At 64.3% G+C, this 17,869-nt stretch carries 17 protein-coding genes; 11 read left to right on the top strand and 6 right to left on the bottom strand.

Annotated features, from left to right (window positions below):
- From B3E94_RS05595 to B3E94_RS05575, 5 genes are all read right to left on the bottom strand, one after another.
- Positions 1-229: aldehyde dehydrogenase family protein (locus tag B3E94_RS05595; protein WP_286912658.1), on the bottom strand; the 229-nt coding region annotated here is incomplete at its 3' end.
- Between the two features lie 57 nt (positions 230-286).
- Complete coding sequence (gene phnX, locus B3E94_RS05590) at positions 287-1,114, bottom strand: phosphonoacetaldehyde hydrolase (protein ID WP_286912657.1); 828 nt, start codon at positions 1,112-1,114, stop codon at positions 287-289.
- A 30-nt stretch (positions 1,115-1,144) separates the two neighbouring features.
- Positions 1,145-2,485, bottom strand: coding sequence for an MFS transporter (locus tag B3E94_RS05585; protein ID WP_286912656.1), 1,341 nt, complete (start codon positions 2,483-2,485; stop codon positions 1,145-1,147).
- Between the two features lie 236 nt (positions 2,486-2,721).
- Positions 2,722-3,888: a 2-aminoethylphosphonate--pyruvate transaminase gene (locus B3E94_RS05580; RefSeq protein WP_286912655.1), complete on the bottom strand. Its 1,167-nt coding sequence runs from the start codon at positions 3,886-3,888 to the stop codon at positions 2,722-2,724.
- Between the two features lie 134 nt (positions 3,889-4,022).
- On the bottom strand, positions 4,023-5,414 hold the full coding sequence (locus tag B3E94_RS05575) for an FAD-dependent oxidoreductase (protein WP_286912654.1): 1,392 nt from the start codon (positions 5,412-5,414) through the stop codon (positions 4,023-4,025).
- Positions 5,415-5,544: 130 nt separating this feature from the next.
- Here B3E94_RS05575 and B3E94_RS05570 point away from each other — a divergent pair, with 130 nt between their 5' ends.
- From B3E94_RS05570 to B3E94_RS05520, 11 genes are all read left to right on the top strand, one after another.
- Complete coding sequence (locus B3E94_RS05570) at positions 5,545-6,426, top strand: LysR substrate-binding domain-containing protein (protein ID WP_286912653.1); 882 nt, start codon at positions 5,545-5,547, stop codon at positions 6,424-6,426.
- A gap of 100 nt (positions 6,427-6,526) precedes the next feature.
- Positions 6,527-7,630, top strand: a complete 1,104-nt coding sequence (locus B3E94_RS05565) for a polyamine ABC transporter substrate-binding protein (RefSeq protein WP_176517878.1) — start codon at positions 6,527-6,529, stop codon at positions 7,628-7,630.
- Positions 7,631-7,666: 36 nt separating this feature from the next.
- On the top strand, positions 7,667-9,085 hold the full coding sequence (locus B3E94_RS05560) for an aminotransferase (RefSeq protein WP_286912651.1): 1,419 nt from the start codon (positions 7,667-7,669) through the stop codon (positions 9,083-9,085).
- Positions 9,086-9,138: 53 nt separating this feature from the next.
- A complete protein-coding gene (locus tag B3E94_RS05555; protein WP_286912650.1) occupies positions 9,139-9,954 on the top strand; it encodes a helix-turn-helix transcriptional regulator in 816 nt (271 codons plus the stop codon).
- A gap of 259 nt (positions 9,955-10,213) precedes the next feature.
- A complete protein-coding gene (locus B3E94_RS05550; protein ID WP_286912649.1) occupies positions 10,214-11,434 on the top strand; it encodes an acyl-CoA dehydrogenase family protein in 1,221 nt (406 codons plus the stop codon).
- A 40-nt stretch (positions 11,435-11,474) separates the two neighbouring features.
- Entirely contained in the window at positions 11,475-11,984 is a 510-nt protein-coding gene (locus tag B3E94_RS05545) for a flavin reductase family protein (protein WP_286912647.1), read from the top strand.
- Between the two features lie 46 nt (positions 11,985-12,030).
- A complete protein-coding gene (locus tag B3E94_RS05540) occupies positions 12,031-12,960 on the top strand; it encodes a VOC family protein (RefSeq protein ID WP_286912645.1) in 930 nt (309 codons plus the stop codon).
- Positions 12,961-12,994: 34 nt separating this feature from the next.
- Positions 12,995-13,864 carry a fumarylacetoacetate hydrolase family protein gene (locus tag B3E94_RS05535; RefSeq protein ID WP_286912644.1) on the top strand — a complete coding sequence of 290 codons (870 nt, stop codon included), beginning with the start codon at positions 12,995-12,997 and terminating at the stop codon, positions 13,862-13,864.
- A 39-nt stretch (positions 13,865-13,903) separates the two neighbouring features.
- Positions 13,904-14,839 carry a 3-keto-5-aminohexanoate cleavage protein gene (locus B3E94_RS05530; RefSeq protein ID WP_286912643.1) on the top strand — a complete coding sequence of 312 codons (936 nt, stop codon included), beginning with the start codon at positions 13,904-13,906 and terminating at the stop codon, positions 14,837-14,839.
- Between the two features lie 152 nt (positions 14,840-14,991).
- Positions 14,992-16,158 carry an OmpP1/FadL family transporter gene (locus tag B3E94_RS05525; RefSeq protein ID WP_286912642.1) on the top strand — a complete coding sequence of 389 codons (1,167 nt, stop codon included), beginning with the start codon at positions 14,992-14,994 and terminating at the stop codon, positions 16,156-16,158.
- An 80-nt stretch (positions 16,159-16,238) separates the two neighbouring features.
- A complete protein-coding gene (locus tag B3E94_RS05520) occupies positions 16,239-16,952 on the top strand; it encodes a TetR/AcrR family transcriptional regulator (RefSeq protein WP_286912641.1) in 714 nt (237 codons plus the stop codon).
- 5 nt (positions 16,953-16,957) lie between these two features.
- On the opposite strand, the gene B3E94_RS05515 is transcribed toward B3E94_RS05520, so the two are convergent.
- On the bottom strand, positions 16,958-17,845 hold the full coding sequence (locus B3E94_RS05515; protein ID WP_286912640.1) for an AraC family transcriptional regulator: 888 nt from the start codon (positions 17,843-17,845) through the stop codon (positions 16,958-16,960).
- Positions 17,846-17,869: the final 24 nt, after the last annotated feature.

Here is a 17,869-nt window from a genome sequence, read left to right as displayed (position 1 = left end):
CCGAGGTGCGGCCCCAGGCGTCGGCGGCGGCGTGGGCGGCGTCGAGGGCCTTGTCGATGTCTTCGGCGGTGGAGCGGGGGAATTCGGCGATCAGCTTGCCGTTCACCGGGGAGGTGGTTTCGAAGTACTGGCCTTTGACCGGGGCCACGAACTCACCGCCGATGAAGTTGCCGTAGCGGGGCTTGAAATTGACCTTGGCGCCTGGCGTGCCGGGGTGTGCATAACGCATGGGGATTCTCCTGGGTGTCACGAGTGCGTGTTGTCGTTCGGGTAAGGGCAGGGCGGCTCAGCAGGCCTGCGGGGTTTCGCCGCGGGCCAGGCGCCGGTTGATGTCATCGATGACTGCCGGCAGCTCGACGATGGTGTCGATCAGGTAATGCGGGCGGGAGGGCTCGAACAGCTTGACGATGCGTGCGCGCTCTTCGGCCAGCTTGTCCGACGGCAGCGCCTGGTACAGCTGGTAAGGCAGCCCCAGCGCGTTGCCCGAACAGGTCAGGGCGACCGTCCACATGCCCGCCTTGCGCCCTTCGAGGATGCCCGGCCAGGTGTCGTCGACCTTGAAGCAGGCCGCCACATCGTCGATGCCCAGGGCGATGACGTTGGCCAGTGCCTGCGACGGCCACGGCCGCCCGTTGGGGGTTTCGTCGGTGGCCACGACGTGGTCGGCGACATAGCCGTTGTGCCGGGCCAGCTCCACCACCTTGTCCATCACCACCTTCGGGTAGCCGGAGCAGGAACCGACCTTCATGCCCCGCCGGCGAACGTCGGCGATGGCTTCCAGCGCCCCCGGGATCAGCGCCGAGTGGACGGCGATCTTGTCGATCTGCAGCGGCATGAAGCGCTTGTACAGCGCGGTCACATCGTCATCGGTGGGCGTGCGGCCGAACACCTTGCGATAACGCTCGGCGATTTCCGGCAGGTCGCACAGGGTGCGAATGTGGTCCCACTTGCCCATGCCCATCGGGCCGCGGGCTTCTTCCAGCGATACCGAAACCCCGAACTCGGCGAAGGCTTCGACGAAAATCTGCGTCGGCGCGAACGAGCCGAAATCGACGACGGTACCGGCCCAGTCGAGGACGACGGCTTGCAGTTGCGAAGGCTTTTCATAATGCATGGCAGGTGCTCCAGGGAAAGGTCAGGCGGTTCAAGAGGTGCTGCCAACAACGGCAGGCTGCAGGGGCGCCGGCTCCAGCACCGTGGTTTCCACGGTTTTCGGGCGGCTGTTCCAGAACGGGATGAGCATTGCGCTGGCCAGCAGTGCGGCACCGGTGAACACCAGGAACACCGTGATGGTGTCGAAGTACCCCGGCAGCAGGCCGCCGAGCACTGCACCGACCGAACCACAGCCATTGACGAAACCGGCGGCGGAGGCCGCGCCATCCTTGCTGCCGAAATCGATGGCGGCCGAGCCGCTGATCATCGAGTCCGGCCCGTACAGGGTCAGCCCCATCATGAACAGCAGGCCCACCACCACATACAGGCTGCCGCTCTGCATGGCCGGCACGAACAGCGCAAGGCACACGGTCAGCACCACCAGGCTGAGCACGCAGGCGGGGATGCGCCGGGCGCCGAAGTACTTGTCCGAGGCAATGCCGATGAGGATGGGCCCGATCAGCCCGGCCAGCTCGAAGGAGGTCGGCACGATGGCCGATGCCACCTTGCCGATCTCGGGCATGCGCTCGTAGATGATCACCGGGCCCCACAGCAGGATCGCGTAGCGGGCGGGCTTGAGCATGAAGTAGGCAAGGCCCAGGAACAGCACGGTGCGGTTCTTCATCACCGTGCGCAGGCCGGCCCACATGCTTTCGCGCGGCACCGCCAGCTGGCTGACCGGTTCCAGCTCGATCTCCACCGGTGGCAGCCCCACGTCTTCCGGGCGGTTGCGCTGCATCAGGAAGAACAGCACGGCCACCACCAGCACCACCGCGGCGCTGCTGAAGAACGCGATGCGCCAGTCGTGGTAGGCGTCATACGCCCACCAGCCGGCGAAGGGCGTGGCCACCAGCCCGCCGAAGGCATAGGAGGTACTCCAGTAACCGAGCACGCGGCCACGTTCGCTGGTGCTGAAGAAACTGCCCACGTTCTTGCACAGCCCCGACCAGCCGGTGGACTGCGCCAGGCCCTGCACCAGCATGCAGGTGGCGAAGATCGGCAGGGTGGCGTAGGTGCCCATGAGCAGGGCCGCCAGCGCCGAGACCACCAGGCCGCTGAGCACCACGACGCGCGGGCCGAAGCGGTCGGAGAAGTTGCCCCAGAGGAACTGGCCGACGGCATAGGCCGTCAGGTACAGGGCATCGAGGTTGGCCATCATGGCCTTTTCCAGGACGAAATCCGGGTCTTCGCCGATACCTAGCTTGGCGACGGAAAACGCCTTGCGGGTGAAGTAGAAGGCGGCATAGGCCACCCAGGTGATGAGAAAGACTTGCACGCGCCAACGTTGCAGCGATTTCCAGCCTGTGGCGAGAGGGCTTGCAGGATTGTTCATGGTGTTCTGATCCCGTGGTGGGGTGCCAGACAGCGCAAGGTCATGGTTTTTTGTGGTTGTTTTCGAGACTGCACGAGGCCTCCATGCGTACCCCGCCAGCCGTGCCCGCGCGCGGGCATCGGCCGGTCATGTGTTGCGACCAGTCAGGGGTTGCAGGGTCAAGAAAAGGCCCTTGCCCAAGGGGGCGATCCACTCGCCCCCCTGCTCGATCTGGCAAGGGCCTTTAAACGGTGTGATCAGGCAGTGGCGTGCTGCATCTCGACGTTCATCGCCAGCAGGCTGTCGGCGATGGCGCGCAGCAGCTGGTGGACGACGTGTTCGTCGATCTGGCCGATGCAGCCGATGCGAAAGCTTTCGGCGACGGTCAGCTTGCCGGGGTAGATGATGAAGTTGCGCGCCTTCAGCTCATCGTAGAAACGCTTGAACTCGAAGTTGGGGTGCTCGGGGCTGAAGAAGGTGGTGATGATCGGCGACAGCCAGCGGTCTTCGAGCAGGGTCTTGAACCCCAGCTCGCGCATGCCGGCCACCAGCACGTCACGGTTGCGCGTATAGCGCGCCAGGCGCCCGTGCACGCCACCTTCGGCGTCGTGTTGCTCCAGCGCCTTGTGGAAGGCCACCACGCTGTGGGTCGGCGGGGTGAAGCGCCACTGGCCGGTCTTTTCCATGTACAGCCATTGCTCGTACAGATCCAGGCTCAGCGAGTTGGCGCGGCCTTTGGCGGCTTCCAGCACGCTGCGGCGGATGATGACGAAGCCAAAGCCCGGGATGCCCTCGATGCATTTGTTGGCCGAAGACACCACCACGTCGAAAGCGATGTCCTGCACGGTCAACGGCACCGCGCCGAAGGAGCTCATGGCGTCGATGATCAGGCTCTTGCCATGGGCCTTCACCACCTCGGCGATTTCGCGCAGCGGGTTGAGGATGCCCGAGCTGGTTTCGCAGTGCACCAGGAACACGTTGGTGACGTCGGGGTTGGCCTTGAGCAGGGCGTCCACTTCTTCGGGCTGCGGCGGCAGGTAATCGCCCTTGTCCAGGGTGACGAAGGCGCGGCCCAGGTACTCCAGGGTCTTGGTGGCGCGTTGGCCGTAGGCGCCATTCATCAGCACCAGGGCCTTGCCATCACGGGGGATGGCGGTGGCCAGCGCGGCCTCCACCGAGTAACTGCCACTGCCTTGCAGCGGCACGCAGGCGAAGCTGTCATCGGCCACGCCGGCCATGGCCAGCAGGCGCTTGCGCACCTCTGCCGTCACCTCGTTGAACGCCTTGTCCCATGAACCCCAGTCGCGGAGCATGGCTTCTTTGGTGGCCTTGGAGGTGGTCAGCGGGCCTGGCGTCAACAGGTAGGGTTCGCCCAGGGCGGGGGGTGCCAGCGGGTGGGAGATGGGGAACTCGGCTTTGGTCATGATCTTCTCCGGCATGTTGTTTTTGTAAGGAGTGATGCATGGCGTGATCAGAACATTGGCGCTGAAATAAAGAAAATCGATTTATCACATTTCACAAATAAGCTGAGCTTATTACTGGCCTTGCAGGCGTTGATTCAGGCCTTGTCCGCCTTGCCAGCGGCGGCGGCGAACTTGGCCAGGCGCACATCCAGCCGGCGCGGGCGGCGGTCGTGGTCCTCGGCGTGCTCCTTGCGGCGTATGGCATTGCGCACCATCAACGAACCCAGGTAGCGGATCGGCTCGGGTGGGAAATAGCCCAGAGGGCCGTTGAGCAACGGCGAGCGTGTCCAGGCGTTGTCCAGCCCCAGCACCAGCGATGAGAGGATCTGTCCGCCCATGTGGCAAGGGCCCACACCACTGCCGGAATAGCCGAAGCCATAGAAGATGTTGCGCTTGCCGCCCAAGCGGCCGAAGAACGGCAAGCCTGTGACCGAGCGATCGGAGGGGCCGTTCCAGGTCGCTGCGATGTCGACGCCGGTGAAGGCGGGGAAGAACTTTTCCAGCGAGTCGCGCAGCAGGCCTGCATACGGCGACGGCTGGTCGAATACCGGCAGCATGCGCCCGCCGAAGGCGAAGGTGTTGCCGCCTTTGCCCAGCATGATTCGCCCGTCGGGGGTGTTGTGGTAGTAGTGCACGAAGATGCGCGAGTCGAGCACGGTCACCCCGCTGGTCAGGCCGATGCGCTCGAGCAGGTCGGGGCGCGGTTCGGTGATGATCATGTCGCTGGAGACAATTGCCACCGAACGCTGGAACTGCGGGAATGCCCGGGCCATCCAGGCATTGATCGCCAGTACCACGTTTTTGCAGGTGACTGCGCCACGGGGGGTGGTGACCGTGGCCGGCAAGCCTTCATCCAGGCTGACCATCGGCGTGCCTTCGTGAATCCGCACGCCCAGCCCCAGGGCAACGCGGCGCAGGCCGCGTACCAGCTTGCCCGGCTGCACGCTGGCCGCGGCGGGCGAGTACCAGCCCTCCAGGTGCTGGGCCGAGCCTGCCATGCGCTGCACCTCGGCCAGCGGGCGCTTGGCGAAGGTGTTGATGCCATGGCGCTGCAGCGCAGCGACCACCGCATCCGTCGAGCCGACCTGCGCCTGGCTGGTGGAGGTGTACAGCGTGCCGTCGAGGCGGTAATCGGCATCCACCGCGTATTTTTTGCAGAAGTCGCCGATGGCGTAGATGCTCTGCTCCGACGCCTTGACCAGGCGCACGGCCTCTTCCAGCCCGAACAGCCGCTCCAGGGTGAAGAACTTCGCCGACCAGGACAGCGCACACCCGCCGTTGCGCCCACTGGCCCCCACGCCGCAGATGTCGGCTTCGACGATCACCACTTCGAGTGCGGGGTTCTGCTCCTTGAGCATGATGGCGGTCCACAAGCCGGTATAGCCGCCGCCGACGATGCAGACATCGGCCTGGATGTGCTGCTCAAGGGGCGGGCAGGGGGCATCTTGCTGGGTTTTCAGCGCTTGTTCGAGCCAGAAAGGTCGCATCGGGTGTCTCCGAAAAAAGGGGGCGCCATGCAGGGTGGTGCCTTGCGAAAAGCATCCTCGCAGTGCACTGTGCATAAATAAAATCGATTAAACGTATGCATGCATAGGCCAGTCCTATGGAGGGAAACCCATGGCGATTTCACACACCCAGCTCAAGGCTTTTCATGCGGTGGCCCTGCACGCGAGCTTTACCCGCGCGGCAGAGCAGCTGTGCCTGTCTCAACCGTCGGTGTCCGACCAGGTACGCAAGCTCGAGGACTGCTACGGCGTGCTGCTGTTTCTTCGCGAAAAGCGCCAGGTGCGCCTCACCGAGGTGGGCGAGCGCCTGTTCGGCATGACCCAGCGCCTGTTCGACATCAGCGTCGATGCCCATGACATGCTGATGGACTACCGCACGCTCTCGACCGGGGCGCTGAACCTGGCGGTGGACGCGCCGGTGCATGTGCTGCCCTATGTGGCGCGCTTCTGCGCACGCTACCCCGGGGTCGATGTGAAGGTCGAAACCGGCAACACCGATGAGGTGCTGGAGCGGTTGTTCGGCTACAAGACCGACATCGCGCTGCTGGGCCGCAACATCGAAGACGAGCGGCTGATGTGCCTGCCCCTTCGCAGTGACCCGATGCTGGCGTTCGTCGCCCATGACCACCCCTGGGCGCAGCACGCGTCGGTCAGCCTGGCCGACCTGGCCACGGCGCCGCTGGTGCTGCGCGAGCAGGGCTCGGTGACCCGGCTGGCAGTGCAGGAGGAAATGGCGGCCGCCGGCTTGCCGATGCGCAAGGCCATCGAGGTCGAGGGGCGTGAGGCGGCGCGCGAGGCGGTGGCGATCGGCATGGGGGTAGGGGTGGTGTCGGCGGCCGAGCTGGGCTCGGACTCGCGCATCCGCGGCCTGCCGATCACCGACAGCCAGCACCGCTTCAGCGAAACCCTGGTATGCCTGCGCGCGCAGAGCTCGCGGCGCATCCTGGCCACCTTCTTCGACGTGGTGCGCGAGACGCTGCAAGGCGATCGCTGAGCGACCCCACCCATTCGGGTTATGGCCCCCTGGCAGATTCCACCGGATAGTGGCTCCATCAGCTCGCCCGAGCCGATCCTGATCACACGATGGAGTTGCTATGCGCAAGGCATTGAAGGTGATTTCCAGCTGGTTGATGTGTTGTACCGCCACGGCCGCCCTGGCCGGCGAGGCAGACACCAGCAACACGCTCAGGTTGTACAACTGGACTGACTACATCGGCGAAAACACCCTCGCCGATTTCGAAAAGCAGACCGGCATCAAGGTGATCTACGACACCTTCGACGGCTACGAGACGGTGCAGACCAAACTGCTCACCGGCCGTTCCGGCTACGACCTGGTGATGCTCAACGCCTCCCTGGTGCCGCCGCTGATCAAGGCCAAGGTGTTCCAGCCGCTGGACAAGTCCAAGCTGCCCAGCTGGGCCAACCTCGACCCGCAGGTGGTGCAGCACATGCAGGCCTTCGACCCCGGCATGGTGTACTCGGCGCCGTACACCTGGGGCAGCTCCGGCATCACCTACAACGTCGACAAGATCAAGCAGCGCATGCCCGATGCGCCCATCGGCTCGCTGGCGATGCTGTTCGACCCGAAAATCGTCTCGCGCTTCGCCGACTGCGGCGTGACCATCATGGACGCCCCCAGCGAAGTCATCCCGCTGGCCCTCAAGTACCTTGGCAAGGACCCGCAGAGCGCCAAGCCTGCCGACCTCAAGGCCGCCCAGGACGTGCTCATGGGCGTGCGCCCCTACATCAAGAAGTTCGACTCGGTGAACTACCTCACCAGCCTGCCCAACGGCGACGTGTGCATGGCCCTGACCTGGTCCGGCGACTACGCCACCGCCCAGGCCCGCGCGGTGGAGGCGAAAAAGGACATCAACCTGGCGTTCTTCATTCCCAAGGAAGGCTCGCTGATCTGGTTCGACAGCCTCTACCTGCCCAACGACGCCCCGCACGTGGCCAACGCCCACCGCTTCATCGAGTACCTGCTGCAGCCCCGGACCATGGCCGATGTGACCAACTACATCCACTACGCCAACAGCAACGCCGCCGCCACGCCCCTGGTACAGGCCGACATCCGCAACGACCCGGCGATCTACCCGGACGACCAGACCCGCGAACGCCTGTTCACCCAGAAATCCCAGGACCCGCAGGCCATGCGCGCCATCACCCGGGTCTGGAGCACGGTCAAGACCGGCATCTGACACCTTCTACCGTACCGATCCGACAAGGAACCGCTCATGGCTACCCCGACTCGCAAACTGGCCGCCGCCCCCCTCAACGCGCTGCTGGTCGAGGCCGACAAGGCCCACTACATGCACGGCTACCACATGTTCGACGAACACGCCGAGCAAGGCGCACTGAACATCGAAGCCGGCGAAGGCGCCTACATTTACGACACCGACGGCAACCGCTTCCTCGATGCCGTGGGCGGCATGTGGTGCACCAACATCGGCCTGGGCCGCGAGGAAATGGCCCTGGCCATCGCCGACCAGGTGCGCCAGCTGGCCTATTCCAACCCGTTCTCCGACATGGCCAACCCCAGGGCCATCGAGCTCTGCGAAAAGCTCGCGAGCCTGGCGCCGGGTGACCTCAACCACGTGTTCCTCACCACCGGCGGCTCCACCGCCGTGGACACCGCCTACCGGCTGATCCAGTACTACCAGAACTGCCGCGGCAAGCCGCACAAGAAGCACGTGATCGCCCGCTACAACGCCTACCACGGCTCCACCTGCCTGACCATGTCGATCGGCAACAAGGCCGCCGACCGGGTGCCGGAGTTCGACTACGCCCACGAGCTGATCCACCACGTCTCCAACCCCAACTTCTACCGGGCCGGCGAGGACATGGACGAGGCCGAGTTCCTCGACTTCCTGGTGGCCGAGTTCGAGGACAAGATCCTTTCCCTGGGCGCCGACAACGTCGCCGCCTTCTTCGCCGAGCCGATCATGGGTTCGGGCGGGGTGATCATCCCGCCCAAGGGCTACTTCCAGCGCATGTGGCAGGTGTGCCAGACCTACGACATCCTCTTCGTCGCCGACGAGGTGGTGACCTCGTTCGGCCGCCTGGGCACCTTCTTCGCCTCCGAGGCGCTGTTCGGCGTCACCCCCGACATCATCACCACCGCCAAGGGCCTGACCTCGGCCTACCTGCCGCTGGGGGCGTGCATCTTCTCCGAGGGTATCTGGAAGGTGATCGCAGAACCCGGCAAGGGCCGCTGCTTCACCCACGGCTTCACCTACAGCGGCCACCCGGTGTGCTGCGTGGCGGCGCTGAAGAACATCGAGATCATCGAGCGGGAAAACCTGCTGGCCCATGTGAACGATGTCGGCGGCTACCTGGAGCAGCGCCTGCAGACGCTGGCAAGCCTGCCGCTGGTGGGCGAGGTGCGCTGCATGAAGCTGATGGCCTGCGTCGAGTTCGTGGCCGACAAGAAGACCAAGGCGCTGTTCGCCGACGAGGTGAACATCGGCGAGCGCATCCACCTGCGGGCCCAGGCCAAGGGCTTGCTGGTGCGGCCGATCATGCACCTGAACGTGATGTCGCCGCCGCTGATCATCACCCATGCCCAGGTCGACCAGATCGTCGACACCCTGCGCAGCTGCATCCTCGATGCTGCCCGCGAGCTGACCGAGCAGGGCCTGTACCACGGCCAATGACCCACCTGCACGCAAAGGTGCGCGCGCATGCCCCGGCCGGTAGACTGCGGGGCATGAGCCGAGCACACGAAAACACCACAATAAACCTGCCGTTTCATGCCCTGCAGCAATGGCACAGCGCCCTGCAACAAGCCTTCGCCCACAGCGAGGGCGCCGACGCGCTGGCCTGGCTGGCAGCGGCGATCAGCCAGCTGGTGGGCGCCGAGTCGATGCTGATCAGCCTCGAACGCAAGGGCCAACCGCCGCAGCTGCTGTACCAGCAGGGCATCCCGGACCGCTACCACGAGGCGGTGCTGGAGCGCTATTTCGCCGCGGGCTACCTGCTCGACCCGTTCTGCCTGGCGGTGGAAAAGGGCCTGGCGCAGGGTTTCTATCACCTGGAAGACATCGCCCCGGACGACTTCTTCGACAGCGAGTACTACAAGTCCTACTACCTGGGCACCGGGTGCAGCGAGGACAGCTACTTCATCGTCGACCTGGGCAACGACAGCAAGATCTCCCTGAGCCTGTTCCAGGGCTGCAGCGGGGCGCGCCTGGGCGTCGAGCAGCTGCACCTGCTGCAGGCCGTGGAGCCGATGGTCCGCGAGCTGCTCACGCGCTTTGCCAAGCATGGCCTGGCCCAGGCGCCGCAAGCCAAGGGCAGCGTGCAGGCGGCCTTCGACAGCTTTGGCTGCGGGGTGCTGACCCAGCGCGAGCGGGAAGTGGCGCAGATGGTGCTGCAGGGGCACTCGGTGAAATCCACGGCCCATGAGCTGGGGATTTCGCCGGAGACCGTGCGCATGCACCGCAAGAACCTCTACCTGAAGCTTGAGATCAACTCGCAGTCGGAGTTGTTTGCCCAGTTCATTGGCTGGCTGCGCCGAACCTGACGTGGGTTGAACCCTGACGGTTACCCTCTGGCGGCTCAAGCTGCCGCTTTCGCTTGCCTTTTCTTCTTGGCTCTCCCTTGCCTGCGACGATCCCGGTTAGAACCCTAGGTTCTAGCTGTGATCGCCGCATTGCCAATGTGTTCTAAAAATCACTATTGATGACTTCATCAAAAATGATGAATATATCAATAACGCTCCGGCAGGGTGACACCGCCAGGTCTGGAGGCTGATAAAAACAACACGAAAAAAAGGTGAACCCATGACTGCAGTTGTTTCCTCCCAACCCCCGCTGTCCAGCGCCGCCACTGCTGCCGCGCTGCTCGATCATGCCCGCGGCCTGCTGCCGGTACTCAAGGCTCGCAGCAAGCAGACCGCGCAGCTCGGTCGCCTGCCGGCCGAGACCATCGCCGACCTCGAAGCGGGCGGGTTACTGACCATGACCACGCCGCACCGCTACGGGGGCAGCCAGGTATCGGTGCGCACCTTCCTCAACGTGGTCGCCGAGCTGGGGCGCGCCGATGCGTCCGTGGCTTGGGTCGCCGCGTTGACCAACGTCACTACCTGGTGCGCGGCGGCGTTCTTCGGCGAAGACGCCGCCAAGGAAGTGTTCGGCGGTTCCAGGCCTGCGCGGGTGACCGGCGTGCTGTCACCGCGCAAGGCGGTGGTGCGCAAAGTCGAAGGCGGCTACCTGATCGAAGAGGGCATGTGGGGCTTCAACTCCGGCGTCAAGCATGCCACCTGGGACATGCTTGGCATTCCGCTGGTGGATGAGGCCGGCAAGGTGGTGGACCAGGGCGTGGCGCTGATCCCGGTGGAGCAACTGCAGATCCTCGACGACTGGAACGTCATCGGCATCAGCGCAAGCGGAAGCTGCAGCGTCACGGCCAGCCAGGTATTCGTGCCGCAATCGCGCATCGCCTCGGTGACCCAGGCCATCGAGGGCCAGTACCTGGCCAGCCATCTGGCCGACCAGCCGCTATACCAGAGCGCCTGCATGCCGATGCTGGCGATCATCCTGGCGTTCCCGGCCCTGGGCCTGGGGGTGGCGGCGTTGGAAACCTTCCTCGAGTCGCTGCCACGGCGCGGCATCCAGTATTCCTGGTACACGAAACAGGCGGAGGCACCGATCACCCACCTGCAGGTCGGCGAAGCATCGGCAAAGATCGACGCTGCGCGGGTGATCCTTGAACGCCACGCCGACGCCATCGACGCCAGCGCGGCATCCGGCACGTACATGGCCTTCGAGGAGCGGGCCAAGGTGCGCCGTGATGTGGGGTACGCCGAAAAGCTGATCTGGGAAGCCGTCGACCTGCTGGCCTCCGCTTCCGGCGGTTCGCTGGCCGCGGTCGGCAACCCCATGACGCGCATCTGGCAGGACGCGCGGATCGCCTCGCTGCACGGCATCGTCAGCCCCAACACCAACTTCGAAACCTACGGCCGGATTCTCTGCGGCAATACCCCTGGCACGCCGTTCATTTGATTGGCGAACCCGCAACGTATTTGCACGAGGAATGCCAAGCATGCAGAGCAAACAGCTGGAGGCGCGGGCCTTTCGCCGCGTGATGGGCAAGTTCGCCACGGGTGTGACGGTGCTGACCTACAACCAGGATGGGCAACCCGGCGGCATGACGGCCAATGCCTTCATGTCCCTGTCGGTGGACCCGCCCATGGTGCTGATCGCCGTGCGCAACCAGGCGCGGTTCGCTGCCAGCGTCAAACCGGGTGATGCCTTCGGCATCAACTTCCTACGTGAAGAAGATGAGGCGCTGAGCAGCCATTTTGGCGGCCGCCCCCAGGCGGCGCTGGCCGCGGACTATCGCCTGCTCGGGCAGTCGCCGGTACTCGGTGGGGCGCTGGTGCAACTGGCCGTGCGTGCCAGCGCGGTGCACCCAGGCGGCGATCACCTGATCTACACCGCCGAGGTGGAAGCCATCGAGGAGTCGGACGGCCGCCCCCTGCTGTTCTATTCAGGCGCCTACAAGCAGCTTCATGCCCTGGACCCGGCCACCTGCTGGTTCGACCTCGGCTAGCCCACCCGCGCAACGCCCCCACCCACAATGACAAGAGGAGTGCAGCATGATTGCTGTACGCGATATCGCTTATGTGCGTTATCAGGTGCCGGACCTGGATGTTCAGGCCAGCTTCCTGCGCGACTTCGGCCTGCGCCACCACGTGCGCACGGCCACATCACTGCAGATGGCCGCCTATCAAGGGGGTTACCCTGCCTACATCGCCGAGCAGGGCCCCGTCAGGGCCCTCGGTGTCGGTTATCGCTGCGACACCCTGCAGGCATTGCAGGGCATCGCCGCGCGGTTGGGCACCGAGGTGATGCCCAACGATGAGCTGGGTGCCGGCTGGATCGTCACCCTGCAAGACCCGGACGGCCTGCGGGTCGACCTGCTGTTCGGCGGCGAGTGTGTCGCCGCCGAGGCGGTACGACCGGCGCTGACGCTGAACACCGCCGATCGCCGCCAGCGGCGTGGCAGCACCAACCGGGTTGGGTTGGAGCCCTCGCGAGTGATGCGGCTGGGGCACGTGGTGCTCAAGACGGTCGATTATCCGGCCATGTTCGCCTTCTACCACGACGTGCTGGGCCTGCGCGTCTCCGACAGCTACTACGCCGCCAGCCTGGACAACACTGTGGCCGTGTTCATGCACTGCGGACTGGGCGAGACCTATACCGACCACCATACGGTGGCCTTGCTCAACCTCGGCTCTGCGCAGGCAGGCTTCGATCACTGTGCCTTCGAGGTGCTCGACTGGGATGACCTGGCCAGCGGCAGCCAGTTTCTCCAGCAGCAGGGTCGGCGCCACTCCTGGGGCATTGGCCGGCATGTGCAGGGCAGCCAGGTGTTCGACTATTGGCTCGACCCCTACCGCAACAAGGTCGAGCACTGGACCGATGGCGACCTGGTCAACGACAGCATGGCCGCGAGCCATGCACCGCTGACCCCCGATGCCCTGGCGCAGTGGGCGCCACCCCTTGCTCCAGACTTCCTCGATTGACCACCCCTCGTTACCCCATTCGAAAGGAATACCCATGAAGCTGGCTCGCTATACCTATCTCGGCAAGACGTCCATCGGCCTGATCCAGGGTGATCGCGTCATCAACCTCGACCCGCTGCTGCCTGCGACGGGGCACGTGGACGTCGCGACGCTGCTGGCCCGTGACGAGGCCATGGGCATTGCCCGCACACTGCAGGCCAGCGCTGAAAACAGCGTGGCCCTGGAGCAGGTGCGGCTGCAGGCGCCGATCCTGCGCCCCGGCAAGTTCATGGCGCTGGGCATGAACTACAAGGACCACGAAGCCGAAGCCCGTCGCCTGAACGTGGCCATCCCCAGCTCGCAGGTCTGGTTCAGCAAGCAGGTCACCTGCATCAACGGCCCCTTCGACGATGTACATCACCCAGCCGTCTGCGAACGTCTGGACTACGAAGCAGAGCTGGGCGTGGTAATTGGCAAAGGCGGGCGACGCATCGGCGAGCACGAGGCGCTGCAGCATGTGGCCGGGTACTTCGTGGCCAATGACGTCAGCGCCCGGGACTGGCAGGCCAAAAGCCCGACCTGGACCCTTGGCAAGTCGTTCGATACCCACGGGCCGATCGGGCCATGGATTACCACGGCCGACGAGATTGCCGACCCGCAGCAACTGACCGTGCGCCTGAGCGTGAATGGTGAGGTGCGCCAGGCCTCTTCTACCGAGCTGATGACCTACAGCATCGCCCAGCAGATCGCCTACCTCAGCGAGGTGATGACCCTGGAGCCCGGCGACATCCTGATCACCGGTACCCCATCGGGGGTCGGCATCGCCATGCAACCGCCTGTGTTCCTCAAGGCAGGTGACGTGGTGCGGGTCGAGATTTCCGGCCTGGGGCACCTGGAAAACACCATCGTCGACGAACCTCGCTGAACTGGCCCCGGCGGGGCCGTTTGAAGGAAGGAAACTGCCATGGCTGCAAAAAATTCGAAAGTGATCATCACCTGTGCGATTACAGGTTCCATTCATACACCGTCGATGTCGCCGTACCTGCCCATAACGCCTGAACAGATCGCCCGCTCTGCGATCGAGGCGGCAGAGGCGGGAGCTGGCGTGGTGCACCTGCATGCCCGCGACCCGCAGAGCGGAATGCCAAGCCAGGACCCGCGGCTGTTCGAGCAATTTCTACCGCAGATCAAGCGCGAATCCGACGTGGTGATCAACCTCACCACGGGCGGTGCGCCGACCATGTCGGTGGAGGAGCGCATTGCCCCGGCACTGCAGTTCAGCCCGGAAATAGCCTCATTGAACATGGGCTCGATGAACTTTGGCATGTATGAGTTGCTGCAACGCTACAGCGAGTTTCAGCACGATTGGGAACGGCCTTATCTGCAAGCCAGCGAAGAGCGCATCTTTCGCAATACCTTCAAGGACATTGCACAGATATTGGCGGCGTGCGGTGAAAACAACACGCGCTTTGAAATCGAGTGTTACGACATTGGGCATTTATATACGGCTGCACACTTTCGCGAGCGCCTGTTGCTCAAAGACCCGCTGTTCATTCAGTCGGTGTTCGGTATTCGCGGCGGTATCGGCACCCACCCGGAAGATGTGGCGCACATGAAGCGCACCGCGGATCGCCTGTTTGGCGACAGCTATCACTGGTCGGTGCTGGGCGTGGGGGCCATGCAACCACGCATCGCGCTGCAGTCGCTGTTGCTTGGCGGCCATGTGCGCGTGGGCCTGGAGGACAACCTCTGGCTGGGCAAGGGGCGCCTGGCACAGAGCAATGCCGAGCAGGTGCGCGCGATCAAGGCGCTGGTCGAGGCGCTGGGCTTTAGTGTGGCGACGCCTGATGAAGCCCGCGCGATCATGCAGTTGAAAGGGCGCGACAACGTCGCCTTCTGATTCCCGTTTCTGCTTTGCAACTCCCTGTCCGCCAGCGCCCGCTGTTGCGGCGGCGGGCACTGCCGTGCCCGCCAGCGGGCGGCAGAAGTTGCTTCAAGACGCTTTGGCTCACCAGTTCCAAGAACAATAAACAAACTGTGCAGGCGTAAAACATGAACCCTAAAACCAAGCAGGCCTGTGGCGTGCTGATGCTGTGTGCGTGCCCATTGGCCCAGGCCATGAACTTCAATATCCCGACCTCCAGCAGTATCGAGTCGGCGCAGATGGGCGGTGCTTCACTGGCCTTTCCCCAGTCCGCCGCCATTGCCAGCGACAACCCCGCCGGCATGGCCGTGCTGGGCAACCGGATCGACGGTGGCTTGCAGCTGTTCTTCGGCAGTTTTCGTTCAAGTTTCGGCAACGAAAACAACCGGGATGATTTCAAGGTGACCGCGCCGATCCCCAGTGGCGGTATCAGCTATCAGTTCGACGAACGCACCACCTTGGGGCTGTCGATGTACTCCATTGGCTCCGGCTCCGACTACAGCCATGCCGCCATCCCGGGCATGGGCTTTCCGGCAGTGAAGACCAAGATCGCCTACCTGAATTTCGCCCCCACGCTGGCTTACAAGGTCACCCCGGACCTGTCACTGGGTCTGTCGGCTCTGGTTGGGGTGCAGCAGGTGCAGGCCCGTGGGCTGGTGGTGCCGCAGGCCGACGGCAGCCTCGGCGTGTCCCCCACCCATGGCATTGCCACCAGCACTGGCCTGGGCTGGCGGGTGGGAGCCTTGTGGCAGCTCAGTTCGCGCATCAGCCTGGGCGCGGCGTACTCGCCGAAAATGCGCTTCAGTGATGCGGATGGCTACAAGGACGACCTGCTGGCGATTTCCGGTGGCCACCTGGACCTGCCGGAGCAGGGTGGAATCGGCATCGCGGTGCAGCTGACACCAACACTGACAGTGGCGGCAGACTATTTGCGCATCGAGTGGGATGAGGTCGGCTTTTTCAACAACCCCGACGGCGCCGGGATGAATAGCCAGGATGTCTGGCGCGCAGGCATGTCCTGGAATGCCAGCCCGGCCTGGACGTTGCGTGCAGGTTTCAAGCACGCAACCAAGGCGGTGGACGCCGAACACACCAATGCCAACTACTTCTCGCCCGGCATCCTGAACAATTCGCTGTCGGCGGGGTTTACCTATCAGCTGTCGCCGACCACCGACCTGTCCCTGGGCTACGAATACGAGATCCCGCAAACGCTGCGCGGCAAAGGCCCTAGTACCGGTACCAACATCGGCGCCCATTATTCGTCGCTGCTGCTGGGGTTGGGCATGCGTTACTGAGCGGGCGCGGTCGGCTGGCGCGGCGGGGCGAGTCGGGTATCATGACCGGCACGACTCACCAGCGCCAGCCGACCGGAACCATGAACGATAACCAAGGCCCCGTCCCCAAGCCCACCCAGCAACCTGTGGCCGGCAGTACCGCAGCCGACGCAGCAGCGCCACGCAAGCCTCGGGTCAATGAGAAGGCACGCCAGCGTACCCGCAGCAAGTTGCTGCGCGCAGCCCGTTCGGTAATGGGGCGCAAGGGTATCGAAGCCACGGCGATCAACGACATCACCGAGGAGGCCGAGCTGTCTTTCGGCTCGTTCTACAACTACTTTTCCAGCAAGGAAGAGGTAGCGCGTGCCGTGTTCATCGAAGATGCGTTGCTGATGATCGAGGCACTCGATGCCGCCACCAGCCCGCGCGCAGGCATTGCCGAAAGGGTGGGGATCAACATACGCCATACCCTGCACCGGGGCCTGACCGACCCGGTGTGGGGCTGGTTTTTGGTGCACTCGGTCTACAGCATCAACGACATGATCGAGACCATGGGCAACCCACTGGCCCGGGATATCCAGATCGGCAACGACGAGGGTGTCTTCCAGGTCGTCGATATTGCAGCCACAGTCGATTGCATTGTCGGCGGCATGCTCTACCTGTTGCGCAAGGTACTGGAAGGTACGCGGCCGCTCTCGGCGGTGGAAAGCATGGTGCAGTTCGTACTCAGCGGCCTGGGCGTGGACCCTGCAGAGGCGCAGCGCATTGTCCGCATCGACCTGAGCAGCAACGGCGCCCAGCCTGCCGCGAGCTGAACGGCCTATTGGCTGGCTGCGGCGGGTTTGAGCGGCACGTAGATATCCGTCTGCCACTGATCCAACGGTGTCTCGGGGTGCACGCTCAGGTAGTGGAAGAACAGTGGATGGTCGCGCAACTCCTCGCCGCTCGAAGGCAGCCAGTCACGGTAGAGCGGGTAGATGGATTCGCCGATGTAGTCGGGCGAGCCCACATGGCGCACCACCGCGCAGCGCCCGGCCGGGATGATCTTTTCCTGCACGCCGAACGCATTGGGCCGCAGCGCTTCCTCCAGCTCGCCGCAAATGGCGAAGCGAAAATCCTCGCTGGGCGTGGTGTCGGGGTTGCCATAGGGGATGCCGAACGTGCGGCTGCTGGCCACCGGCGACTGGCCGCTTTGCATGCGCCATTGGCGAAAGCGCTCGACGCTTTCACCCAGCAGGCCGGGCGCGCCGTGGTGTTCGAGTGCAGCCAGGTGGGTTTCGGGGAACTCAACGATACGAATCTGCATGGTGATACTCCTGGAAAAGTGGGGGACGACGAATACCGCACTCCAGGCCTGCCAGTTCGGGGCCTTGGCGAACATGCTCGGCGCCATGGCGAAGGCACGCTTGAACGCCCTGGAAAACGCCTCGGGGCTCTCGAAGCCGGCATCGAGTGCCACGTCGAGCACAGCCGTTGCCGGCTCTGCGACCAGCCGGTGCGCTGCACGTCGAAGCCTCATCAACTGCACGTACTGGGAAACCGGAACGCCCACGTAGGCCGAGAACTGCCGATGAAAATGGAACGCCGAGAAGTGGGCGATCCGGCTCAAGGTGTTTACCGACAGGTCAGCGTCGAGGTGGCTGTCGATATGGGCAAGCACGGCTTGGAAACGTTTTGCGTAGGCGTGACGGCTGGGTAGGTCAGTCACCGAGGGGAACCTCCTGGGGTGCGG

The organism is Pseudomonas sp. UBA6315, assembly GCF_002438125.1.
GTDB classification, from domain to species: Bacteria; Pseudomonadota; Gammaproteobacteria; order Pseudomonadales; family Pseudomonadaceae; genus Aquipseudomonas; species Aquipseudomonas faucium.
This window is presented reverse-complemented; position numbering and strand designations above follow the sequence as displayed.